This window comes from Candidatus Pelagibacter sp. PS_17 (assembly GCF_059417945.1).
The window spans coordinates 928,235-951,294 of sequence record NZ_CM182073.1 but is presented as its reverse complement, the minus strand read 5'-3'; the positions used below and the strand labels follow the sequence as shown (position 1 = coordinate 951,294).

General features: G+C 31.2%; 24 protein-coding genes. 21 read left to right on the top strand and 3 right to left on the bottom strand.

Annotated elements, in window-relative coordinates:
* Window position 1: 1 nt before the first annotated feature.
* Window positions 2-949 carry an FAD-dependent thymidylate synthase gene (gene thyX, locus AC5SML_RS05115; protein WP_006997900.1) on the top strand — a complete coding sequence of 316 codons (948 nt, stop codon included), beginning with the start codon at window positions 2-4 and terminating at the stop codon, window positions 947-949.
* Here the strand turns inward: thyX and AC5SML_RS05110 are convergent.
* A complete protein-coding gene (locus tag AC5SML_RS05110; RefSeq protein WP_006997901.1) occupies window positions 930-1,805 on the bottom strand; it encodes an Mrp/NBP35 family ATP-binding protein in 876 nt (291 codons plus the stop codon). The two genes, thyX and AC5SML_RS05110, sit on opposite strands and share 20 nt — an antisense overlap.
* Between AC5SML_RS05110 and hflK the strand changes: the two genes are divergently transcribed.
* From hflK to msrB, 18 genes are all read left to right on the top strand, one after another.
* On the top strand, window positions 1,806-2,906 hold the full coding sequence (gene hflK, locus AC5SML_RS05105) for an FtsH protease activity modulator HflK (RefSeq protein WP_006997902.1): 1,101 nt from the start codon (window positions 1,806-1,808) through the stop codon (window positions 2,904-2,906). It begins immediately after the preceding gene.
* Window positions 2,906-3,772 carry a protease modulator HflC gene (gene hflC, locus AC5SML_RS05100; protein WP_011281403.1) on the top strand — a complete coding sequence of 289 codons (867 nt, stop codon included), beginning with the start codon at window positions 2,906-2,908 and terminating at the stop codon, window positions 3,770-3,772. The genes hflK and hflC overlap by 1 nt, the downstream gene beginning before the upstream one ends.
* A 9-nt stretch (window positions 3,773-3,781) precedes the next feature.
* A complete protein-coding gene (locus AC5SML_RS05095; RefSeq protein ID WP_006997904.1) occupies window positions 3,782-3,967 on the top strand; it encodes a DUF2065 domain-containing protein in 186 nt (61 codons plus the stop codon).
* A 1-nt stretch (window position 3,968) separates the two neighbouring features.
* Window positions 3,969-5,381 (top strand): Do family serine endopeptidase, encoded by a 1,413-nt coding sequence (locus AC5SML_RS05090; RefSeq protein WP_494616959.1) that lies wholly within the window; start codon window positions 3,969-3,971, stop codon window positions 5,379-5,381.
* Window positions 5,382-5,383: 2 nt separating this feature from the next.
* A complete protein-coding gene (gene miaA, locus AC5SML_RS05085; RefSeq protein ID WP_494616958.1) occupies window positions 5,384-6,325 on the top strand; it encodes a tRNA (adenosine(37)-N6)-dimethylallyltransferase MiaA in 942 nt (313 codons plus the stop codon).
* A 19-nt stretch (window positions 6,326-6,344) separates the two neighbouring features.
* The gene (locus AC5SML_RS05080) at window positions 6,345-8,111 is read left to right on the top strand and encodes an acetolactate synthase 3 large subunit (protein WP_494616957.1); all 1,767 of its coding nucleotides are present in this window, start codon (window positions 6,345-6,347) and stop codon (window positions 8,109-8,111) included.
* Window positions 8,112-8,660 carry an acetolactate synthase small subunit gene (gene ilvN / locus AC5SML_RS05075; RefSeq protein WP_006997908.1) on the top strand — a complete coding sequence of 183 codons (549 nt, stop codon included), beginning with the start codon at window positions 8,112-8,114 and terminating at the stop codon, window positions 8,658-8,660.
* 20 nt (window positions 8,661-8,680) lie between these two features.
* Entirely contained in the window at window positions 8,681-9,700 is a 1,020-nt protein-coding gene (ilvC, locus tag AC5SML_RS05070) for a ketol-acid reductoisomerase (RefSeq protein WP_006997909.1), read from the top strand.
* Between the two features lie 105 nt (window positions 9,701-9,805).
* Window positions 9,806-11,374, top strand: coding sequence for a 2-isopropylmalate synthase (locus AC5SML_RS05065; RefSeq protein WP_494616956.1), 1,569 nt, complete (start codon window positions 9,806-9,808; stop codon window positions 11,372-11,374).
* A 5-nt stretch (window positions 11,375-11,379) separates the two neighbouring features.
* On the top strand, window positions 11,380-12,417 hold the full coding sequence (locus AC5SML_RS05060; protein WP_271479628.1) for a rod shape-determining protein: 1,038 nt from the start codon (window positions 11,380-11,382) through the stop codon (window positions 12,415-12,417).
* 5 nt (window positions 12,418-12,422) lie between these two features.
* On the top strand, window positions 12,423-13,274 hold the full coding sequence (gene mreC / locus AC5SML_RS05055) for a rod shape-determining protein MreC (protein ID WP_041185801.1): 852 nt from the start codon (window positions 12,423-12,425) through the stop codon (window positions 13,272-13,274).
* Window positions 13,271-13,792: a hypothetical protein gene (locus tag AC5SML_RS05050; RefSeq protein WP_011282344.1), complete on the top strand. Its 522-nt coding sequence runs from the start codon at window positions 13,271-13,273 to the stop codon at window positions 13,790-13,792. The genes mreC and AC5SML_RS05050 overlap by 4 nt, the downstream gene beginning before the upstream one ends.
* Window positions 13,782-15,749, top strand: a complete 1,968-nt coding sequence (gene mrdA / locus AC5SML_RS05045) for a penicillin-binding protein 2 (RefSeq protein WP_494616955.1) — start codon at window positions 13,782-13,784, stop codon at window positions 15,747-15,749. The genes AC5SML_RS05050 and mrdA overlap by 11 nt, the downstream gene beginning before the upstream one ends.
* Entirely contained in the window at window positions 15,750-16,871 is a 1,122-nt protein-coding gene (gene rodA / locus AC5SML_RS05040; protein ID WP_494616953.1) for a rod shape-determining protein RodA, read from the top strand.
* A 68-nt stretch (window positions 16,872-16,939) separates the two neighbouring features.
* The gene (locus AC5SML_RS05035; RefSeq protein WP_020169652.1) at window positions 16,940-18,181 is read left to right on the top strand and encodes an NAD(P)/FAD-dependent oxidoreductase; all 1,242 of its coding nucleotides are present in this window, start codon (window positions 16,940-16,942) and stop codon (window positions 18,179-18,181) included.
* Window positions 18,182-19,081, top strand: a complete 900-nt coding sequence (locus AC5SML_RS05030) for a DMT family transporter (RefSeq protein WP_006997917.1) — start codon at window positions 18,182-18,184, stop codon at window positions 19,079-19,081.
* Window positions 19,074-20,024 carry a D-2-hydroxyacid dehydrogenase family protein gene (locus tag AC5SML_RS05025; RefSeq protein ID WP_494616952.1) on the top strand — a complete coding sequence of 317 codons (951 nt, stop codon included), beginning with the start codon at window positions 19,074-19,076 and terminating at the stop codon, window positions 20,022-20,024. Before AC5SML_RS05030 ends, AC5SML_RS05025 begins: the two co-directional genes overlap by 8 nt.
* A gap of 4 nt (window positions 20,025-20,028) precedes the next feature.
* Window positions 20,029-20,403, top strand: a complete 375-nt coding sequence (gene msrB, locus AC5SML_RS05020) for a peptide-methionine (R)-S-oxide reductase MsrB (RefSeq protein ID WP_494616951.1) — start codon at window positions 20,029-20,031, stop codon at window positions 20,401-20,403.
* Between the two features lie 2 nt (window positions 20,404-20,405).
* On the opposite strand, the gene grxC is transcribed toward msrB, so the two are convergent.
* Both grxC and AC5SML_RS05010 read right to left on the bottom strand, forming a co-directional pair.
* Window positions 20,406-20,660, bottom strand: coding sequence for a glutaredoxin 3 (gene grxC, locus AC5SML_RS05015; protein ID WP_494616950.1), 255 nt, complete (start codon window positions 20,658-20,660; stop codon window positions 20,406-20,408).
* A gap of 3 nt (window positions 20,661-20,663) precedes the next feature.
* Entirely contained in the window at window positions 20,664-20,960 is a 297-nt protein-coding gene (locus AC5SML_RS05010) for a TIGR03643 family protein (RefSeq protein WP_271625945.1), read from the bottom strand.
* Window positions 20,961-21,097: 137 nt separating this feature from the next.
* Between AC5SML_RS05010 and AC5SML_RS05005 the strand changes: the two genes are divergently transcribed.
* Entirely contained in the window at window positions 21,098-21,712 is a 615-nt protein-coding gene (locus tag AC5SML_RS05005) for a LysE family translocator (protein ID WP_494616949.1), read from the top strand.
* A gap of 89 nt (window positions 21,713-21,801) precedes the next feature.
* Entirely contained in the window at window positions 21,802-23,043 is a 1,242-nt protein-coding gene (locus AC5SML_RS05000; RefSeq protein ID WP_006997923.1) for an amino acid ABC transporter substrate-binding protein, read from the top strand.
* Window positions 23,044-23,060: the final 17 nt, after the last annotated feature.

Here is a 23,060-nt window from a genome sequence, read left to right as displayed (position 1 = left end):
CATGAAATTAACTAAAGAACAATCACAAGAGATCAAAGATCAACAAGGTCAGCAAAATCAAACGAAAAGGGTTACTGCCCCAGCGCTTGAAAATATTCTGTATGAGGCAATGCCAGCATTAGACCATGGTTTTGTAAGAGTTATTGATTACATGGGAGATGACACTTCAATTGTTCAGTCAGCTAGAGTTTCGTATGGAAAAGGAACCAAACAAGTTTCAACAGATGCAGGTTTAATTAAATATTTAATGAGACATTGGCACAGCACTCCATTTGAAATGTGTGAAATCAAATATCATGTGAAGCTTCCAATTTTTATTGCTCGTCAATGGATAAGACATAGAACAGCAAATGTTAATGAGTACTCAGCTAGGTATTCAATTTTAGATAAAGAATTTTATTTGCCATCTGCAGAAAATTTAGCAGCTCAATCTTCAAGCAACAGACAAGGTAGAGGTGATGTTATTGAAGGTGAACAAGCAAAAGAAGTTTTAGAACTTTTAAAAAATGATGCTGAACAAACTTATGACAACTATGAGATGATGCTCAATCAAAGATTTGATGGATCAACGATTGATGAAAATAAAAAAGGGTTAGCAAGAGAACTTGCAAGAATGAATTTAACTTTAAACACTTATACCCAGTGGTATTGGAAAACTGATTTATTAAACTTAATGAATTTTTTAAGATTAAGAGCTGATAGTCATGCTCAGTATGAAATAAGAGTTTATGCTGACATCATGTTAGATACTGTTAAGAAATGGGTACCTATAACTTATGATGCGTTCATGGATTATAGAGTAGGGGGCACAGAAGTTTCAGCTAAAGGAAAAATTATCATTCAAAAACTTATTAAAGGTGAGGATGTTAATCCAGATAGTTCAGGCTTATCCAAAAGAGAATGGAATGAACTTATGGTTTCTTTTGATCTTAAAGATAAGTTGATTTAATTTTTCTAGCAAAGTCTAAATATATTTTAGAAATTTCGTGTTCAGGATTAGCTTCAACAATTGGCTTTCCTTCATCTCCACATTTTCCAACCTCAGGATTTATTGGAATTTCTCCTAAAAACTCTTTTTCAAATTCTTCCGCAGTTCGCTTAACCCCACCTTCACCAAATATTTTATATTTTTTACCATCATCACCAGTGAAATAGCTCATGTTATCAACTAAACCTAAAATCTTAACTCCAAGCTTGTCAAACATTTTAATCCCTCTTTTAACATCAAGAAGAGCTACTTCTTGAGGAGTTGAGACAATGATTGCTCCATCCATCTTAATTTCTTGAGAAAAAGTTAATTGGGTATCTCCAGTTCCTGGAGGCATATCAACAATGATAAAATCTAAATCTTTCCAACCAACTTTTTGTGTAAATGTTTTAATTGCACTAGTAACCATAGGTCCACGCCAAATCATTGGAGTTTGTTGATCTGCAAGAAAACCAATGGACATACATTGAATGTCATATTTTGTAATTGGAGTTAAGGTTTGACCATCACTTTTTGGTTTTTCATTAATATCAAACATCTTTGGAATTGATGGACCATAAATATCAGCGTCAAGTAAACCAACTTTGCAGCCAATTTGTTTTAATGCTAAAGCAAGGTTGGTTGCAAAAGTTGATTTTCCAACTCCTCCTTTTGCACTTGAAACAGCTATTGTAAATTTTGTTCCTAAAATTGGGTTCTTTGTGAACTTTCTAGGTTCCAGTTTTTTTTTCATTGCGTCACTTAGTTCTGGCTTTTTATCTGTCATATTTTTATCATTACTTGTTTTTTGTGAGAAAGACATTATATACTTTGTCATATGTCAGATGATTTTCAAGGTAGAGGCGGAAGCCCATGGGGAACACCTCCAGGAGGAGGAAATGGTTCGGGAAAAGGACCTACACCACCTGATATAGATGCAATCATTAGAGATATTCAAAGTAAAATAAATAAATTTTTACCTGGTGGAAGCTCATCAGGAGGAAAACCAATTATATTAGTTCTAATTATTTTAGCCTTCGTATGGTTAGCAAGTGGCCTATATAGAGTACTTCCAGATGAGCAAGGTGTTGTTCTTAGATTTGGTAAGTTTATTAAAACTACACAACCAGGATTAAATTATCATATTCCTTTTCCAGTAGAGGCTGTTGAAACACCAAAAGTTACAAAAGTTAATAGAATGGATATTGGTTTTAGATCTGAAAGAGAAAGTGGCTTTTCACAAGGTGGAGGAGTGGCAGACATCCCTCAAGAAAGTTTAATGTTAACAGGGGATGAAAATATTGTTAATATCGATTTTTCAGTATTCTGGATAATTAAAGATGCAGGAAAATTCTTATTTGAGGTCCAAGACCCAGAAAGTACAGTGAAAGCTGCTGCAGAAACTGCAATGAGAGAAGTTGTTGCTAAAAGTAATATTCAATCAATTTTAACTGAAGGAAGAGCTAAAATTGAAATTGAAACACAAGAAATTATTCAAAAGATATTAGATGAATACAATAGTGGTATTCAAGTAACTCAAGTACAAACGCAAAAAGCAGACCCACCTAATCAGGTAATTGATTCTTTTAGAGACGTGCAAGCTGCAAGAGCGGATATGGAAAGATCAAAAAATGAAGCTGAAGCTTATGCAAACGATGTGATCCCAAGAGCTAGAGGAGAAGCTGCAAAAATTATGCAAGCAGCTGAAGCTTATAAACAACAAGTGGTTGCTCAAGCAGAAGGTGAAGCTAGCAGATTCGTATCTATCTATGAAGAGTATGCGAAAGCAAAAGAAGTTACTCAAGAAAGAATGTACCTAGAGACTATGGAAAAAGTTTTGGCTGATATTGATAAAGTAATTATAGAAAAAAATGCAGGTTCAGGTGTGGTGCCGTATTTACCATTACCAGAGCTAGGTAAAAAAAAGGCAAGTAACTAATGAAAGTACAAAAAATTTTATTACCAATAATTATTGCAGTAGGAGCATTAGCGTTTCTATCTATGTTTATAGTTAAAGAGACAAACCAAGCGATTGTTCTCCAATTTGGTGATCCTAAAAGAATTATTACAAAACCAGGTTTAAATTTTAAAATTCCTTTTATTCAAAACGTAGTTTTTCTAGATACAAGAATTTTAAATTTAGATACACCACCAGAAGAAGTTATTGCATCAGATCAAAAGCGTTTAATTGTTGATGCATTTGCAAGATTTAGAATTGTAGATCCTTTAAAATTTTATATTTCAGTTGGCAATGAAAGAGTTGCAAGATCAAGACTAGCAACGATTATTAACTCAAGACTGAGAAATGTACTCGGTCAGCAAGAATTACAAACTTTACTTTCAAAAGATAGAACTAAACAAATGGCTTTAATACAAGAAGGTGTAAATACTGAAGCTGAAAGTTTTGGAATTAAAATAGTAGATGTAAGAATTAAAAGAGCGGACCTTCCACAAGCAAACAGTGATGCAATTTATAGAAGAATGCAAACTGAAAGGGAAAGAGAAGCAAAAGAATTTAGAGCAAGAGGTGCTGAGATGGCGGTTACAATTACTTCAACTGCAGACAAAGATGTTTCTGTAATTTTAGCAAATGCTAATAAAGAATCTGAAATCATGAAGGGTCAAGGAGATGGTGAAAGAAATAAAATCTTTGCAGAAGCCTTTGGAAGAGATGCAGAATTTTTTGCTTTCTACAGAGCGATGCAAGCCTATGAAACTGCTTTAATTGGTGGACAGACATCTTTAATTTTATCACCTGACAGTGAATTCTTTAAATTTTTTGGTAACATAAAACCTAAAAATTAATCTAAAATAATGAAAGAGCTAATTATAGCTTTTGGACTTTTTCTTTTTATAGAAGGAATTTTATATGCCTTATTTCCATCAAAAATGAAAAGTATGTTAAAAAAAATGGAGATGATAAAAGATTCACAATTAAGAAGTGGTGGGTTAATTTTTGCAGTTATAGGTTTTATAATTATTTGGTATATAAAAAGTTAAAATGAACAGAATTAAAAAATTATTTATTATATTTTTTGCAATAAGTTTTGCATCACAAGTATTAGCAAAAGACGCACCAGCTTCATTTGCGGATCTGGCAGAAAAATTAATGCCCTCTGTTGTAAATATTTCTACAACAACAACAGTTACTACAAATTCAAATCCATTTCCTGGTTTTCAGTTTCCCCCAGGATCACCTTTTGAAGATATGTTTAAAGAATTTGGAACACCTCAAACAAGGAAGTCTGCTGCACTTGGTTCAGGATTTATAATAGAAGAGAGTGGAATTGTAATCACTAACAATCATGTTATTCAAAATGCAGAAGATATTTTAGTTCGAGTTGATGGTGATAAAGAATATAAAGCGACGGTTGTTGGTGCTGATCCCTTATCTGATATTGCAGTCCTTCAAATAGATTCAAAAGAAAAATTTATACCAGTTAAATTTGGAAATTCTGATCAAGCAAGAATTGGTGATTGGGTTATTGCAATCGGTAATCCCTTTGGCTTAGGAGGAACGGTTACTGCAGGAATAATATCAGCAAGAAATAGATCAATTGGTCTGTCTCGTTATGAAGATTACATTCAAACTGATGCATCAATAAACTCAGGAAACTCAGGCGGACCTTTATTTGATATGAATGGTGATGTAATTGGAATTAACACAGCAATTTTGGGTAAAGGAGGCTCTATTGGGATAGGTTTTTCGATACCATCGAACGATGCAAAAAGAGTTGTAAATCAATTGATAGAATTTGGTGAAACTAAAAGAGGATGGCTGGGTGTTAGAATTCAGGTAGTTTCTGAAGAAATTGCTGAAGTTGAAAAATTAGATGAACCTAGAGGAGCATTAGTTGCTAGTGTTGCAGAAAATAGCCCATCTGACAAAGCAGGAATTAAAGCAGGAGACATTATATTAGAGTTTAATAACACTAAGATTAAAGAGATGAAAGAATTACCAATAATTGTTGCACAAACAGAAGTTGGTAAAACTGTAGATGTTAAAATCTGGAGAAATAAAAGAGAGATTACAAAAAAAATTAAACTAGGAAGACTTGAAACTTCAGAGGATTTTAAAGTAGAAAAAAAAGAAACTAAAGAAGAAACACCTGAAATTTCTGAAATTAAATCTTTAAAAATAATTGTAAGACCATTGAATGATGAAGATATTGAGCAAAGAAAATTACCCAATCAAACAACAGGTTTAGTTATAACAAATATTGGAAAAAATAGCCCAATAGATTACTTAAATGTTGGAGATGTTATTGTTGAAGCTCAAAAGAAAAAAATAAAATCTACTAAAGATCTTGAAGATATTGTAGGCACTGTTTTAAAATCTAATCAAAAAACTATTTTGATTGTAATTTACAATAATCAAAACCAAAGAAGATATATTGGTGTTAAGCTAGATTAATAATGGACAAACAGTCCAAAATTATCTTAATTTCAGGACCGACTGCATCAGGTAAATCAAATTTTGCTGTTAAGATTGCAAAAAAAATTGAAGGAGAAATCATCAATGCTGACAGCATGCAGGTTTACAAAAAATTAAAAATATTAACTGCAAGACCCAACAAGCAAGAACAAAAAAATATTAAACATCATCTATATGGATTTGTTGATTTAAATGAAAAATTTTCAACTGGACAATGGTTAGAACTCACAATTAAAAAAATTAAAAATATTCAAAAAAAGAAAAAAATTGCAATTTTAGTTGGTGGAACAGGTCTATATTTTCAATCATTAATCAATGGACTAGTTAAAATTCCAGAGATACCTCTTAAGTTTAGAAACAAAGTTAGACTAATGTCTAAAAAAGAAGGACAAAAAAAATTTTATAAAAAACTTTTAAAACTTGATCCTAAAATTAAAGACAAATTTGATCCAAATGATACTCAAAGATCCATAAGAGCTTATGAGATTAAATCTTATACAAATATATCTATGTATGATTGGTTAGCTAAGACTAAATCTGAATTTAAAGATAGTGATTTTTTAAAACTCTATATTGAAACAAAAAGAGAAAAACTTGTTGAAAGAATTAATTTAAGAACTTCTAGCATGGTAAATAGTGGAGCCATTTCTGAAGTTAAAAAATTTCTTAATCTAAAAATTAAAAAAGATCAGAGTGTAAACAAGGTAATTGGGATTGCCGAATTGACACAGTATCTAAATGATGAAATTACCTTGGATGAAGCAGAAGAGTTAATATCAATTAAAACAAGACAATACGCTAAAAGACAAGCGACTTGGGCAAGAACTAGGATGACATCGTGGATTAAAATTGATCCAATCAAATTAGATGGTTATATAAAAAAATTAAAAAAATCTTCTCTTAAACTTGACCAATTAACATAAAGTCCGATAGATTGCCTGGATGCCAAAATTATATTCAGGAGCAGAGATAGTATTCAAGTGTCTTGAAGACCAAAAAGTTGAACATATTTTTGGATATCCAGGTGGAGCAGTTCTTCCTATCTATGATGAACTAAAAAATCATCCAACTATAAAACATATTTTAGTTAGGCATGAACAAGGAGCAGGTCATGCTGCAGAAGGTTATGCAAGATCAACTGGAAAACCAGGTGTTGTATTGGTTACTTCAGGACCAGGTGCAACAAACGTTGTAACTGCATTAACCGACGCGTATATGGACTCAGTTCCTCTAGTTTGTATTTCAGGACAAGTACCCACACACTTAATTGGAACAGATGCTTTTCAAGAATGTGATACTACAGGAATTACAAGACCTTGCACAAAACATAACTGGTTAGTTAAAGATATAAATGATTTACCAAGAATTATGCATGAAGCCTTTGAGGTTGCAACAACAGGAAGACCAGGACCAGTATTAGTTGATATTCCAAAAGATATTCAATTTGCAAAAACAAAATATTCAAAACCAAATAAAGATAAAAAAGTTGTTACTAAAAATTTAAATAGATTTAATCAAAAAGACATAGATCAACTTATTAATTTAATGAGTAAGTCTAAAAAACCAATATTTTATACTGGCGGTGGAGTAATTAACTCAGGACCCAAAGCAAGCGAATTGTTAAGAGAACTAGTTTCTTTAACAGGGTTTCCTATAACCTCAACTTTACAAGGCCTAGGTGCTTATCCTGGAAATGATAATCAATTTTTAGGAATGCTTGGAATGCACGGAACTTATGAAGCTAATAATGCAATGCATGACTGTGACTTATTAATTAATATTGGTGCAAGGTTTGATGATAGGATCACAGGAAAAATAGATGAATTCTCTCCGAAATCAAAAAAGGTTCACATTGATATAGATCCATCCTCAATCAATAAGATAGTTAAAGTTGATTTATCAATAGTTGGTGATGTATCGGATGTAATCAGTTCAACGACCAAGACATTAAAAAAGAAAAAATTAAATCTAGAAAAATCTAATAAACAAAAAATTTCAAACTGGTGGTTACAAATTGAAAAATGGCGGACTAAACAATCTTTAAGTTTTGTGAACAGCGATACAATTATTAAACCTCAGTATGCAGTTCAACGATTGTACGAATTAACAAAAAACAGTGACACTTATATTACAACTGAAGTCGGACAGCATCAAATGTGGGCAGCACAGCATTATAAATTTGATAAACCTAATAGATGGATGACATCTGGGGGTCTTGGAACTATGGGTTATGGATTACCAGCAGCTATTGGTGTTCAGGTAGCTCATCCAAAAAAACTAGTGGTAGATATAGCAGGTGAAGCCTCAATTCTTATGAATATGCAGGAGATATCAACAGCAGTTCAGTATAATTTGCCAATAAAGATATTTATTTTAAATAACCAATATATGGGAATGGTTAGACAGTGGCAGGAGCTACTACACGAAAAAAATTATTCTGAAAGTTATTCAAAAGCTCTACCAGATTTTGTTAAATTAGCAGAAGCTTATGGATGTGTTGGTATTAGAGCAAAAGATCCAAGTGAATTGGATGAAAAAATTGAAGAAATGATTAACACAGATAGACCTGTTATTTTTGACTGTCTTGTAGATCAAGGAGAGAATTGTTTTCCAATGATCCCATCTGGAAAACCTCACAACCAAATGCTTTTAGGTCCAAAGGATCAGGATGCAAATAAAATTACAGGAAAAGGAAAAGCGTTAGTTTAAATGGTAAAATCTAAATCCGCATATAGCACACCGAGTAAATCTGGAAAAATTGATACACACATTATTGTTGTATGGGTTGATAACGAAGCAAGTGTTTTATCAAGAGTGGTAGGGCTATTTTCAGGTAGAGGATATAATATTGAATCTTTAGCAGTTGCTGAAATTGACCATAAAAAAAATCTTTCTAGAATTACTATTGTCACAACAGGGACACCACAAGTTATAGAACAAATTGTATTGCAGCTTAAAAAATTAGTTCCAGTGCATAATGTTGTTAATTTTAAAAGAGAAGATAAAAAAGTGATATTTAAAGAAATGGCACTATTAAAAATTGTTGCAAATTCTATCAAAATTAAGAAAGCTTTAAATGCTTGTAAAAAGTATAATCCAGTTATATTAGATCAGACAAATAAATCTGCTGTAATTCAAATAACAGCTTTAAGAAGAGAAATAGATAGTATGATAAAGAATTTAAAACCACTTGGTCTTGTCAGTGCCTCAAGAACGGGAGCGGTAGCAATGACCAGAGGTGCAGAAATTTTAAATTAATTACCAATAGGAGAAAAAAAATGAAAATGTTTTATGAAAAAGATGCAGATGTAGATTTAATTAAAAGTAAAAAAATAGCAATTTTTGGTTATGGAAGCCAAGGTCATGCACATGCACTAAATTTAAAAGATAGTGGAGCCAAAGAAGTTGTTGTAGCGCTTAGAGATGGGTCAGCAAGTAAAGCAAAAGCTGAGTCAAAAGGATTAAGAGTTATGAATATGTCAGATGCTGCTGAATGGGCAGAAGTTGCAATGATCTTAACACCTGATGAATTGCAAGCTTCAATTTATAAAAATCATATTGAGCAAAGAATCAAACAAGGAACAAGTTTAGCTTTCGCTCATGGATTAAATATTCATTACAAGCTGATTGATGCTAGAAAAGATTTAGATGTATTTATGGTTGCTCCAAAAGGACCGGGTCACTTGGTTAGAAGTGAGTTTGAAAGAGGTGGTGGAGTCCCATGTTTATTTGCAGTTCATCAAGATGGAACAGGTAAAGCAAGAGACCTCGCATTATCATATGCCTCAGCAATAGGTGGGGGGAAATCTGGTATTATTGAAACTACCTTTAAAGATGAGTGTGAAACAGATTTATTTGGTGAACAATCAGTTTTATGTGGTGGATTAGTTGAGCTTATTAAAAATGGCTTTGAAACCCTAACTGAAGCTGGCTATGAACCAGAAATGGCATACTTTGAATGTCTACATGAAGTAAAGTTGATAGTAGACTTAATTTACGAAGGAGGAATTGCTAATATGAATTACTCAATTTCCAATACAGCAGAGTATGGAGAGTATGTATCTGGTAAAAAGGTTGTTGATAGTGAGAGCAAGAAAAGAATGAAGGAAGTTCTAGCTGATATTCAATCTGGTAAGTTCACAAAAGACTGGATGAAAGAGTGTGAAGGTGGCCAAAAGAACTTTTTAAAAATGAGAAAAGATCTTGCGGATCATCCAATTGAAAAAGTTGGTGCAGAACTTAGAGCCATGATGCCTTGGATTGGTAAGAAAAAATTAATAGATAGTGATAAGAGTTAATTTTTACTAAAAACCTAAATCGATCATAAATTATAAACAAAATATAACATTTATTTTGCAATCTCTATTATAGATTGTATTATAGATTTTCTAAAATTATTGATTATGAGCAATAAAGATAAAGTTATTATATTTGATACTACGATGCGAGATGGTGAGCAGTCACCTGGTGCATCAATGAGTATTGAAGAAAAAATTCAAATTGCTAGAATTTTTGATGAATTAGGCATAGATGTAATTGAAGCTGGTTTTCCAATTGCATCCCCTGGTGACTTTGAGGCTGTAACTGCAATAAGTAAAATTCTAAAAAATTCTATTCCATGTGGATTATCAAGAGCTAGCAAAAAGGATATAGATGCATGTCATGAAGCATTAAAAGCTTCCCCAAGATTTAGAATTCATACTTTTATTTCCACAAGTCCATTACACATGAAACACAAATTAAATAAAACTCCAGAACAAGTTTTGGATGCAATAAAAGAAAGTGTAACTTATGCAAGAAATTTAACAGATGATGTTGAGTGGTCTTGTGAAGATGGAACTAGAACAGACATGGATTTTATGTGTAAGATAGTTGAGACAGCAATCAGCAGTGGAGCCAAAACAATAAATATTCCTGACACTGTTGGTTATACAATTCCATCAGAATTTACTAAAATTATCACAACTTTAAAAAACAAAGTTCCAAATATAGATAAAGCTATTTTATCTGTTCACTGTCATAACGATTTAGGATTAGCTGTTGCAAATTCTTTGGCTGGAGTTCAGGCTGGTGCAAGACAAGTTGAATGTACAATTAATGGTATTGGAGAAAGAGCAGGTAATGCTGCACTTGAAGAAATTGTAATGGCGATAAGAACAAGAAATGATTTAATGCCTTTTACAACAGGAATTAAAACTGAATTATTAAGTAAAGCTTCAAAAGTTGTCTCTAATGCAACGTTTCCAGTTCAATTTAATAAGGCAATTGTTGGAAAAAATGCTTTTGCTCATGAAGCAGGTATTCATCAAGATGGAATGCTTAAAAATAGAGAAACTTATGAAATTATGACACCAGAGAGTGTGGGGGTTAAGAAAACTTCACTAGTAATGGGTAAACATTCGGGGCGACATGCTTTTAAAGAAAAGTTAAATGATCTTGGTTATGCAGATGTAACTGATGACGTAATCCAATCTGCTTTTGGTAAATTTAAAGTTTTAGCTGACAAGAAAAAACATGTTTATGATGATGATATTATGGCCTTAGTTGATGATAGTTTAATTTCAGACAATAAAATTAATGCAATAAATTTAAAGTCTTTAAAAGTTTTTGCAGGAACAGGTGAGCCTCAAAAAGCAGAAATGACACTTGACGTTTATGGAGAAGTAAAATCAACATCAGAAACAGGTGATGGTCCTGTAGATGCTATTTTTAAATGTATAAAAGTTTTATATCCACACGACGTTAAATTACAACTTTATCAAGTACACGCAGTTACTGAGGGAACAGACGCTCAAGCTACAGTAAGTGTTAGAATTGAAGAAGAAGGCAAAACTACAGTTGGACAAGCTGCTGATACTGACACATTAGTAGCGTCAGCTAATGCTTATTTAAGTGCTTTAAATAAAATGATTATTAAAAGAAAAAAAACTGCTCCAATGGAGCATGAAACTCAAAAAGTGAAAGGTATATAACTAAGATGGCTAATTGGTTTAAAAATTTAAGTAGTATTTGGAGTCAAGATATGGCGATTGATCTTGGAACTGCCAACACACTTGTTGTTTTAAAAGGGCAAGGAGTAGTTTTAAATGAACCCTCTGTAGTAGCCATTGCTGATAATAATGGAAAAAAAACTGTGTTAGCTGTAGGTGATGAAGCAAAGACGATGCTTGGAAGAACACCTGGTAACATTAGTGCTATTAGACCTTTGAGAGACGGAGTGATTGCAGACTTTATAGTTACAGAGGAAATGATTAAACATTTTATAAAAAAAGTTCACAAAAATAAAACTTTTGCAAACCCAAGAATTTTAATTTGCGTTCCAACAGGGTCAACACCTGTTGAAAGAAAAGCCATTCAAGATAGTGCGTTAGCGGCGGGGGCCAGAAGAGTTCAGTTAATTGAAGAACCTATTGCTGCAGCAATTGGTGCAGGTCTTCCAATCTCAGAAGCAACAGGATCAATGGTTGTTGATATAGGTGGAGGTACTACGGAGATAGCCGTTATGTCACTAGGTGGTCTTGTTTATTCTAGATCTTTAAGAGTTGCGGGAGATGCAATGGATACAGCATTAGTTAATTATATGAGAAAAGAATATAATTTAATGATTGGAGATAGTACTGCTGAAAAAATAAAAAAAGAAATTGGTACTGCTATACCATCGAACAGCAATACTTATGCTGTTAAAGGTAGAGATTTAAGATCAGGAACACCTAAAGAAGTAAATATTACTGAAGAAGATACAGCGGAAGCTTTAAATGATATTTTAAAAGAAATGGTAAATGGGATAAAAGATGCTCTGGAAAATACCCCTCCTGAATTGTCAGCTGATTTAGTAGATATGGGTTTAACGTTAACAGGCGGTGGAGCTTTATTAAAAAATATTGATAAAAGATTCTCAAAAGAAACTGGATTGCCAGTTTTTATAGCAGATGATCCTTTAGCATGTGTTGCAATTGGGACAGGAAAAGCGCTAGATCAAGAAGAAACATTCTCTACTATGTTATCTGAGTATTAGAAATAATGGAAACAAGCAGAGATGATTTTGTAATTGCATTAAGATCTGCTTTTTTAAAAAAAGGAACACAGCAAAGATTCTCATTATTAAGTTTAATATTTTTTTCTATATTTTTTTTAATTTTGGGCAGTTTTAATTTTAAAATTATAAACTATGTAAAAATAGGCATTAAGGAAGTAGTTTATAGATCGTCTTTTATAGTTTCTGTGCCAGAAAATTTATTAAAAGATAGTTATCTTACAATCCAAAATCATAAAAAACTTTATAAGGAAAATGAAAAAATTAAGTCTGAACTAGAGATTTTAAAAGCCAAAGATTTATTAAATGAATTTATAATTTCAGAAAACCAAAGATTAAAAAATATTGTTGATGATCATTTGGTTAAATCAGACACTATAATTGCTAAAGTTTTAAGTGATAAAAGTAGTCCTTACTTAAGATCAATCATCATTAACAAAGGCAGTAAACATAAAGTAAACCTTGGAATGGTTGTAATAGATGGTGAATATCTTGTTGGAAAAATTGTTGAGGTTAACTATTCATCATCTAGGGTATTATTACTTTCAGATTTGAATAGTAAAATTCCAGTCATAGTAGAACCGAACACAGTAATTTCTATACTTTCAGGGACGGGTAAAGATTATGGGGTAATTCAGTATAGCAAAAAATATGAGGATATCAAAAATGAGTCTGTTATTTACACTTCTGGAGCAGGCAGCTTATTCAAGGCTGGAATACCTATAGGAAGAATGAATATTAATAACTTGAGTGATGAAAAAAAAGTAGATTTTTTTTCAGATTTTTCTCAATTAAAATTTGTAAAAGTTGTTTCATTTAAAAAAAGTGAGAACAAATGACAGGGTTAAGAAATAAAAATTTTATTAGAATAATATTATTAAAAGTACCCGTAATTTTACTTTTTGTATCTGTTTTAAATGATTATGATTTTAATTATTCAGGTTTAAAATATTTTTCATTTAATTTTTCATATATTTTAATTTTTTACTACAGTCTAAAAAAAACTGAAAGTTTAGGATATACTTATATTTTTATTGCAGGTTTGTTTAACGATGTTGTGATAGGAACTCCAATTGGATTAAGCAGCTTAATGTATCTAATACTTTGTGTAGCAGCATCCTATCTTAGAAATATCACTTTAAGACCAAGTTTACTAAAAGATGGTATATTTTTTCTTTTAACAATTTTAATTATAAATTCATTATTGTTTTTATCTTTAAAATTTATTTTTAATTATGAGTTAAATTATTTTGACCAAATAATAAATATGGTATTCACTTTTTTGTTTTATTTTTTATTTTCAAATTTATTTAATTTTTTTGAAAATTATGTAGTGAGAAATAATAATGCTGGGTGAAGATTTTGGTGTAAAAAAAGTTCAAACCATTAATAGAAGAATGTTTATTATTAGTGCTGCTAAGATTATTGTATTTACTGGAATAATTACTCGATTATTTTCATTACAAATTACAGAGAATAAAAAATATTTAACTCTATCTGACAAAAATAGATTACGTGAATGGAAATTACCTCCAATTAGAGGTGAGTTTTTAGATTATTTTGAAAATATTATTGCTGGTAATTTAAAAGTATATCAACTTCATGTTATTCCTGAAGAAGTAGAAGATTTTAAATATTTGATGGTAAGGTTAAAAGAAATTTTAAATATTAGTAATAATGATTTTAAAAAAATAATAGACCAAAAAAATAAACAAAAACCTTGGGAAACTATAATCATTTCTAAAAATTTAACATGGGAGCAGTTTACAAAAGTTAATTATTACTTGCACGATTTAGTAGGAGCCAAACCAGTTCTATCTGTATCACGAAACTATCCCTTTAGTGAAAGTTATACACATGTCTTGGGCTATGTTAGTGAAGCGAGTGAAAAAGATATTCTAAATAATGAAATTATAAGAAGTACACATGTACCAGGTCTCAAAGTGGGAAAAAATGGTTTAGAAAAAACTTTTGAAGATGAATTAATTGGTACGAATGGTATCCAAAGGTATGAAGTTAATGCCTATGGAAAAAGAATTAGCCAACTTGATCATACCGATGGATTAAATGGCAAAACAATTAAACTCACTGTAGATACAGAAATTCAAAAGTTTTGTAATGAGCTTTTAAAAGGTGTAGCTGGCTCAATAAGTATAATGGATATTTATACGGGTGATATAATTGCTATGCAGTCATCACCATCATTTGACCCTAATTTATTTCTTTTTGGAATTAATCAAGATGACTGGCAGTTAATTAGAAACAATCCATTAAAACCATTAGTTAATAAAACTTTATCTGGTTTGTATTCACCAGGCTCAACATTCAAACCAATGGTAGCTTTATCAGCACTAGAAAATAAAATTATTGATGAAAATTTCAAAGTTAACTGTACAGGAAAAATTGAAATGTATGGACAAACTTATCATTGCTGGAAAAAAAGAGGACATGGCATTGTAGATTTAAAGAGCGCAATGAAGCAGTCTTGTGATACATATTTTTATGAGATTGCGAGAAAACTTGGTGTAGATCGATTAAAAGAAACATCTATAAAATTTGGCCTTGGTGAAAAAGTTTTAAATGAAACATTTAGTATTGAGAAAAAAGGGTTAATTCCTGACACCAAATGGAAAAAAAATAATTTAGGAAAAGGTTGGGTTATAGGTGAAACATTAATCACAGGTATTGGACAAGGCTATACTCAAACAACACCTCTACAATTATGTCAAATGACAGCTCAGCTTGCAAATGGAGGATTTAAGATTTATCCAAAAATAATAGTAGAAGAGGATAGTAAAACTGCAGAAGAAATTAGATTCATAATGAATGAAAACAAAAAACAATTAAATAAAAAAGACAGTGGATTAAAAGATACAACAGAAGAACTTTTAGGGTTTTTAGATAAAAAGGAACATGAAACCTTATTTAAAAATTCTAAAAATATAAACTTAGTTCGTGAAGCGATGTTTGCATCTACAAATGAGGTCAGAGGGACTTCTTATAATTCACGTATCGAAGATCCCAAATACCAATTTGCTGGAAAGACAGGAACATCACAGGTTAAAAGAATAACTGAAGCTGCAAGAGAACTTGATTTAAGTACCTCTGAAATTCCATATAATGAGAGGGATCACGCTTTATATATAGCGTTTGGTCCATATAAGAATCCAAGATACGCATTAAGTATTGTTATAGAGCATGGTGGATCAGGTAGTTCAGCTGCTGCACCGATTGCAAAAAAACTGTTTAAATTAATTATAGATAGACATGAGCTAAGAGAGAAACAAACTAAACAAAATGATTTAAAAATATAAATGCAATACAATTCATTTAATACACAACCCACTTTTTTTCAAAAATTAAGAAATTTTGATTACATTTTGTTAATTTGTATTTTATTGCTTGGGTTAATTAGTGCTTTGTCCATGTACTCAACCGATGGGGGGCAAATCTTATTTCATAGCAAAAGTCATATTTCAAAATTTTTAATTTTTTTCACAATGATGATTTTTATGTCATTTTTTAATATTAAATTTTGGCATTACTTTGCTTACTTTTTATATATTGTAGTTTTATTTTTTCTAGTCTGGGCTTCCTTGTATGGCATTAAAGCTTCAGGATCACAAAGATGGATCAATTTATATTTTATTAATTTACAGCCATCTGAATTAATGAAAATTGCAATAATAGTATGCCTTGCTAAATATTATCACCGTATACAATTGAATAAAGTTAATAGTTTTCAAGTTATGTTTGTTGCTTTGGTAATTTTAATTTTACCAATCATGCTTGTTATTACTCAACCTGATTTGGGAACTGCAATTTTAATTGCTTTAAGTGGATTAGTTGTCATTTGGCTTGCAGGAATTAATATTAAATATTTTGTTTATTCTTTTATAGCTTTATTAATTTCAATGCCTTTTGCTATTGCTTTTTTACAGCCTTATCAAAAGCTTAGAATTTTGACTTTTCTTAATCCAGATAGGGATCCTCTAGGTGCAGGTTACCAAATTATTCAATCTAAAATAGCAGTTGGATCAGGAGGTTTAACTGGCAAAGGTTTTTTAAAAGGCACTCAAAGTTATTTAGAATTTTTACCGGAAAAACATACAGATTTCATTTTCACTTTATTTGCTGAGGAACATGGTTTTTTAGGTTCCCTAATTTTATTGTTAATTTATATAATCATTATTTATAGAGTATTAAGAATTGGTGCAATCTCGAGGAGTTATTTCGCTAAACTTTTTTGCTACGGCTATGGGTCTGCAATATTTTTTTATGTAACAGTAAATATGTCAATGGTTTTAGGTTTACTGCCTATCGTTGGATCTCCCCTGCCAATTATGTCATATGGAGGGTCTTCAATGCTTGCAACCATGATCGGATTTGCAATTGTTATGAGTGCTAAAATTAATCATAAACAGCTAATAGCGTAAGTATTTTAATGTTTTACTTGTCTAATTTGTCGCGAGAATATTTAATTTTAAGAATTATATAAAGTGTCATGGAAAAAAATTTAAAAATTGGAATTGTTGGTGCTGGTATACAAGGTATTTCGAATGCTTTATTTTTACAAAAAAAAGGTTTTAGTGTAACAATTTTTGATAGAGATGAACCGGGAAGTCCTGCTGCATCCTACGGTAATGCAGGTCACTTTTCTCCATATGCATCTGTTCCTATAAATAGACCTGATGTATTAACTGATGTCCCTGCAATGCTTTTAAGTTCTACAGGTCCACTTGCTTTAAAATGGAACTATGTTCCAAAAATGATGCCTTGGTTTTTACAATTTGTAAGAAACTGTACTACAAAAAGAATGATGCATACCGCTAAAAACATGCATCAAATTTTAGATTTAGCATTACCTGCTTATGATGAATTATTTGATGAAGTAGAGCTTGGAGGATTAGTTGAGAAAAAAGGTATTTTATATATTTGGAACGATCAAAGTTTAAAAAGCAGAGAATTAGAGATTAAAGTTAGAAATGAACTGGGGGTTGATCAACAAGTAATTACTCCAAAAGAAATTCATGACTTAGAACCCAATATAAAACCTATCTATCATGGAGGTGTTTATTACCAATATGGCAGACATGCGAGAAACCCTAAAAAAATTCTTTTAAAACTTTATGATCTTTTTTTGAAAAAGGGGGGTAAGTTTTTAAAAATGAATATTAAAGACATAAATTTTAATGATGAAAAGCCAGTTATAAAATCTGAAACACAAAGTTTTCTATTTGATAAAATTGTTATTGCCTGTGGTTCATTTTCAAAAAAATTAACAGATAATTTAGATGAAAAAATACCTCTAGATACTGAAAGAGGGTATCATGTGCATTTTAAAAATTGCGATCATCTTTTAAGTAGACCCGTAATTTTCCAAAATAGAGGATTTGGTATTACACCCATGGAACAGGGACTTAGAGTTGTAGGTACGGTTGAATTTGGTGGATTAGACAACCCATTATCAAAATCAAGAGTTAAAAATTTAATTAATAATGCAAAATACATGATGGGTGATTTACCCGAACATGAAGATGAGTGGCTTGGTTTTAGACCTACATTACCAGACTACTTGCCTGTAATAGGACCTTCAAAAAAATATAAAAATGTTTTTTATTGCTTTGGTCATCATCATTTAGGATGGACATTAGGACCTATTTCAGGGAAAATAATCTCTGGAATGATTGCTGAAGAAAATACAAACTTAGATTTAAAGCCATATAGCTCTCTTAGGTTTAGCTAAGTGATAAATAAAAATAATGTTGCTTATATTTTTTTATTTTTAGCAGCTTTATTTTGGTCAGGAAATTTTTTAGTTGGAAAATTTGCTAGTCAATATCAAGTACCTCCATTTTCATTAAATTTTTATAGATGGCTTTTTGCTTGGTTGATCTTAGCTCCATTTACAATTCAAGAACTATTTAACAAAAGAAGTTATATTTTAGAAAATTATAAATATTACACAATTCTTGGAATAACGAGTGTCACCATCTTTAATTCAATTGTCTATTATTCTTTAAACTTTACGCAAGTTATCAGTGGAGTGTTGATGATATCAACAATACCAGTGATGATCATTTTCATTTCTTCAATTTTAAAAATTGAAAAAACTAATACTTTTCAAATAATGGGCGTTACATGTTCTTTTATTGGAGTTGTTTTAATTATAACCAAAGCAAATCTTGGAATATTAATGAATTTAGACTTTAACAAGGGTGACATCACGATGGTTTTTGGAATGCTTTCTTGGGCTACTTATTCAGCTCTTTTAAAGAAAAAAAAACACGAACTATCTCAACTAGGTTTACTAGAAGTAGTAATTTCATTTGGCTTTATTTTTTTAATACCAATTTACTTTATAGAGTATCAAATGGGCTTTAGAATTGTTTTAAATCAAAACTTTTACATGATTTTATTTTATGTAGTTCTATTTCCAGGTCTTGCTTCTTTTATTTTTTGGATAAAGGGAGTTGCTTTAATTGGTGCTAACAGAGCAGGTGTTTTTTTACATATGATGCCTATTTTAAGTGCAATTATGGCAATGATTATTTTTAATGAAAAATTTATGTTTTATCATATGTTGGGCGCAATATTTATTTTAACAGGAATTCTTTTATCAAACAGAAAGATTAAAAATGCTTAAAGTTGCTATCTTAGATGATTACCAAAACGTGTCTCACGAATTTGTTGATTTAAAAAAATTATCTGGCAAATATGAATTTAAAATATTCAGTGAACCCTTTGAAGATGAAGCAGATGCCATAGAGCAATTATCAGACTTTGAAGCATTATTGATAATGAGAGAGCGAACTCCTATTACTAAAAATTTAATCGATAATTTAAATGACCTTAAATATATCATTACCAGTGGTTCAAGAAATAAAGCAATAGACTTAGCTACTGCTAAAAAAAGAAGAATTGTAGTATGTGGTACTGACATTGATTTTGCAGGCACAACAGAATTAACCTGGGGTTTAATCTTAGGGTTAGCTAGAAATTTTAAAGAAGAAATTGACAACATGTACCAAGGTTACTGGCAAACCACTATTGGGTTTGAGCTTAAAGGAAAGATTTTGGGGTTAGTTGGACTTGGAAGAGTTGGTTCACAAGTTGCAAAAATTGGAAAAGCTTTTGGCATGGAAGTTATGGCTTGGAGTGAAAATTTAAACTTGGATACCTGTAAAGAATTAGATGTTCTTCCATGCAGTAAAGAAGATTTACTTCAAAATTCTGATTTTCTATCTATCCATGTTCAAGGTGGAGAAAGATATAAAGAATTAATAAAATTAAAAGAGCTTGATATGATGAAGAAAACTGCTTTTTTAATTAACACATCAAGAGGATCAATTATTAATGAAGATGATTTAATTATCGCACTATCAACCAATGTTATTGCTGGCGCAGGACTTGATGTTTATGAAAAAGAACCTTTACCAGAAGGTAATAAATTAAGATTTTTACCAAATGCATTATTAATGCCTCATGTTGGTTATGTAACTGCAGAAAATTATAGTGTATTTTATACACAAATGATTGAAGGTTTAGAGGCATGTGTTGCGGGTAAACCCTTAAGAGTATTAGAATAAATTTATGACAAAAAAAATTAACAAAGACCTTACAGCTGAGCAAAAATTAGTTTTATTTGAAGATGGAACTGAAGCACCAGGCACGAGTGAATTAAATCACGAGAAGAGAGAAGGCAGCTATCACTGTACTAATTGTGGTGAAAAATTATTTGATTCAAACACTAAATATGAAAGTGGTTCAGGTTGGCCATCGTTTTATCAATCATTACCCGATGCTTTTGAAACTAAAACAGATACTTTATTAGGGTACGAAAGAGTAGAATATCATTGTAAGAAATGTGGTGGACATCACGGTCATATCTTTGAAGATGGACCAAAGCCAACAGGCAAAAGATACTGTAATAATGGTATTTGCCTAACCTTTAAGCCAAAAGATTAGCTTTATTTTAAAAGATCTTGTAATTTATTTTCCTTTTCAAGGGCTCTAACATCATCGTAACCACCAATATGATTTTCATCAAAAAAGATTTGAGGAATAGTTCTTTTACCATTAGCTTTAGTAATCATTTCATCCATCGCACCATCAACTGTTGCAATGTTGATTTCTTTATATTCAACGTTATTTCTAGTTAACAATTTCTTTGCTGCATCACAAAAAGCGCAAAGTGGACCTGTATAAATAGTTACTGATTTCATATCTTATAAATAATCATTCTTTTTAATTTTACTAGTAATTTCTTTTCTAGAGTATTCAAATTTTTTTCTATGTTTAATACTTTTTTGATTAACTCTTTTTCTCCACAATCTAAAAGAAACAGGCTTTATAGATCGTCTCATAATCTTGATTACTTCAGCTTCAGTCTTCCCAGTTTTTTGTTCTATTTCTTCAAAGGTAATTCGGTCGGCCCAAGCAGCCCAAATAATCCAATCAGGATCTGATATATGAGGTTCTGGGTTTTTAACTCTAGTTATGGGGGTGTGACCTTTTTTTTTCATAAATTCTCTATTTTCATTATATTTGAAAAAAATGATTAATGCATTTTATTTAGGCTCATGATAATATCATATTTAAGATAGTCCTATTTAGCCATCTTTAGCTCCCGGTTTTATTTAGGACTATCCAAACCTTTAAAATGCTTCCTTTAAATTATTTCCTTTTTTTACAGATTATTTTATTTATGTTTATCACTCCTGGTACTCCCAGAATTGTGATCATTTCTTACTCGATGAATTATGGAGTTCAAAAATGTATCTGGACTGCATTAGGGGATGTTACTGCAAATACAATTCAAGCAATTTTAGTGATTTTTTTTCTTGGATCTTTTTTTGTAGATAACCCAAGTTTTCTAAATACCTTTAAATGGATAGGAATTGTATATTTGCTTTACCTTGCTTATGATATTTATAACTCAAGACCTAAAGAGATAAATTCAAATAATAATTCTTCAAAAAGTATCTTTTCATTTTTTAAAGATGGATTTTTAGTTGCAGGATTAAGTCCTAAGGCTTGGATGTTTTTTCCTTTAATTTTTCCACAGTTTATAGATTTTAATTCAAATTATATTATCCAGTTTATAATTTTAACCACAACTTATGTTGTGTTAGATTTTTTATCTTTAATTGCTTATGCTGTGCTTGCTAAAAAATTAATTGTTTGGATACAAGCAAACCCAAAAGTTATAAATACAATTTCAGCGTGTGTATTACTTATAATTGCAATAATTATAGCCTTTATTCAAAAATATTAGGTCGCATCTTTCCAGTTGAGGGTTGTATGAAGTTTAGTTTAGAGGTTTAATAATATTTTAAATTTAAAACTAATAGAGGAAAAAATAAAATGAAAATCAGAAATATAATTATTACTTTAGTTTCTGCAATTGCTCTTTTAATTTCAGCTTCAACAATATCTTTCGCGAAGGTTGTTGGGGATAAAATTATTTTAGGTGCAGCTATTTCATTGACTGGAAAATACTCGTCAAATGGTGTTCATACTCAAAACGGCTATAACTTAGCAGTTGACAGAATAAATGACATGGGTGGTATTAAAGTTGGTGGAAAAACTTACAAGTTTGAAATCATTTATTACGATGATGAATCAAACTCTGGAAGAGCAGCACAACTTGCAGAAAGATTAATTCAACAAGATGGTGTTCAATATATGCTTGGACCTTATAGCTCAGGCTTGACTAAAGCTATGGCTCCTGTAACTGAAAAATACCAAGTTCCTATGGTTGAAGCAAACGGTGCGTCTAGATCGTTATTCACTAAGGGTTATAAATATTTATTTGCAGTACTAGCTCCAGCGAACTTATATCTTGATGTAGCAATTGATCTTGCAGTTGAAAAAAATGGTGGAAAACCAGTTAAGATTGCAATGGCATTTGAACAAGACGCTTTTTCTCAAGATGTGAGATTAGGTATTCTTGATGCTGCTAAAAGAACAGGTTCTAAAATCATTATAGATGACAAGTTACCAAAAGAGCTTAACGATATGGCTGCTACTTTATCTAAAGTAAAAGCTACTAATCCGGACGTTCTTGTAGTTTCAGGTCATACTAAAGGTGCTTTGACAGCTGTTAGACAAATCTCAGAGATGAAAGTTGATGTGAAAATGTTAGCAATGACTCACTGTGATGCTGCTAAATTATCTAAGCAACATGGTAAAGCTTCTGAGTACGCGCTTTGTGCTTCTCAATGGCATAAGTCTCTATCTTATACGGATAACTTCTTTAAAGATGGTATGACGTATGATGCAGACTTTACTAAAGCTTTCGGATATGCACCGCCATACCAAGCTGCTGAATCTTCTGCTGCTTTATTAGTTTTTAAAGATGCGTTCGAAAGAGCACAATCATTTGATACTAAAAAAGTTAGAGATGCTTTAGCTGCAACTGATATGCAAACTTTTTATGGAAACATAAAATTTGCTGAAGGTGGTCAAAACGTATCTAAGCCAATGGTACTTTTCCAAGTATCATGTAACGATGATGGTAGTAAGTGTGAAAACAAAGTTGTTGCTCCTACAAAATGGGCATCAGCTGAGTTGGTACACCCAATTCCATCTTGGTCAAAAAGATAATACCTAATATGTAAAAT

What these genes read in the sequence shown, in the direction of transcription:
- thyX (WP_006997900.1), top strand. Translation starts at nt 2, where the DNA reads ATGAAATTAACTAAAGAACAATCACAAGAGATCAAAGATCAACAAGGT.
- AC5SML_RS05110 (WP_006997901.1), bottom strand. Translation starts at nt 1,805, where the DNA reads ATGACAAAGTATATAATGTCTTTCTCACAAAAAACAAGTAATGATAAA.
- hflK (WP_006997902.1), top strand. Translation starts at nt 1,806, where the DNA reads ATGTCAGATGATTTTCAAGGTAGAGGCGGAAGCCCATGGGGAACACCT.
- hflC (WP_011281403.1), top strand. Translation starts at nt 2,906, where the DNA reads ATGAAAGTACAAAAAATTTTATTACCAATAATTATTGCAGTAGGAGCA.
- AC5SML_RS05095 (WP_006997904.1), top strand. Translation starts at nt 3,782, where the DNA reads ATGAAAGAGCTAATTATAGCTTTTGGACTTTTTCTTTTTATAGAAGGA.
- AC5SML_RS05090 (WP_494616959.1), top strand. Translation starts at nt 3,969, where the DNA reads ATGAACAGAATTAAAAAATTATTTATTATATTTTTTGCAATAAGTTTT.
- miaA (WP_494616958.1), top strand. Translation starts at nt 5,384, where the DNA reads ATGGACAAACAGTCCAAAATTATCTTAATTTCAGGACCGACTGCATCA.
- AC5SML_RS05080 (WP_494616957.1), top strand. Translation starts at nt 6,345, where the DNA reads ATGCCAAAATTATATTCAGGAGCAGAGATAGTATTCAAGTGTCTTGAA.
- ilvN (WP_006997908.1), top strand. Translation starts at nt 8,112, where the DNA reads ATGGTAAAATCTAAATCCGCATATAGCACACCGAGTAAATCTGGAAAA.
- ilvC (WP_006997909.1), top strand. Translation starts at nt 8,681, where the DNA reads ATGAAAATGTTTTATGAAAAAGATGCAGATGTAGATTTAATTAAAAGT.
- AC5SML_RS05065 (WP_494616956.1), top strand. Translation starts at nt 9,806, where the DNA reads ATGAGCAATAAAGATAAAGTTATTATATTTGATACTACGATGCGAGAT.
- AC5SML_RS05060 (WP_271479628.1), top strand. Translation starts at nt 11,380, where the DNA reads ATGGCTAATTGGTTTAAAAATTTAAGTAGTATTTGGAGTCAAGATATG.
- mreC (WP_041185801.1), top strand. Translation starts at nt 12,423, where the DNA reads ATGGAAACAAGCAGAGATGATTTTGTAATTGCATTAAGATCTGCTTTT.
- AC5SML_RS05050 (WP_011282344.1), top strand. Translation starts at nt 13,271, where the DNA reads ATGACAGGGTTAAGAAATAAAAATTTTATTAGAATAATATTATTAAAA.
- mrdA (WP_494616955.1), top strand. Translation starts at nt 13,782, where the DNA reads ATGCTGGGTGAAGATTTTGGTGTAAAAAAAGTTCAAACCATTAATAGA.
- rodA (WP_494616953.1), top strand. Translation starts at nt 15,750, where the DNA reads ATGCAATACAATTCATTTAATACACAACCCACTTTTTTTCAAAAATTA.
- AC5SML_RS05035 (WP_020169652.1), top strand. Translation starts at nt 16,940, where the DNA reads ATGGAAAAAAATTTAAAAATTGGAATTGTTGGTGCTGGTATACAAGGT.
- AC5SML_RS05025 (WP_494616952.1), top strand. Translation starts at nt 19,074, where the DNA reads ATGCTTAAAGTTGCTATCTTAGATGATTACCAAAACGTGTCTCACGAA.
- msrB (WP_494616951.1), top strand. Translation starts at nt 20,029, where the DNA reads ATGACAAAAAAAATTAACAAAGACCTTACAGCTGAGCAAAAATTAGTT.
- grxC (WP_494616950.1), bottom strand. Translation starts at nt 20,660, where the DNA reads ATGAAATCAGTAACTATTTATACAGGTCCACTTTGCGCTTTTTGTGAT.
- AC5SML_RS05010 (WP_271625945.1), bottom strand. Translation starts at nt 20,960, where the DNA reads ATGAAAAAAAAAGGTCACACCCCCATAACTAGAGTTAAAAACCCAGAA.
- AC5SML_RS05005 (WP_494616949.1), top strand. Translation starts at nt 21,098, where the DNA reads ATGCTTCCTTTAAATTATTTCCTTTTTTTACAGATTATTTTATTTATG.
- AC5SML_RS05000 (WP_006997923.1), top strand. Translation starts at nt 21,802, where the DNA reads ATGAAAATCAGAAATATAATTATTACTTTAGTTTCTGCAATTGCTCTT.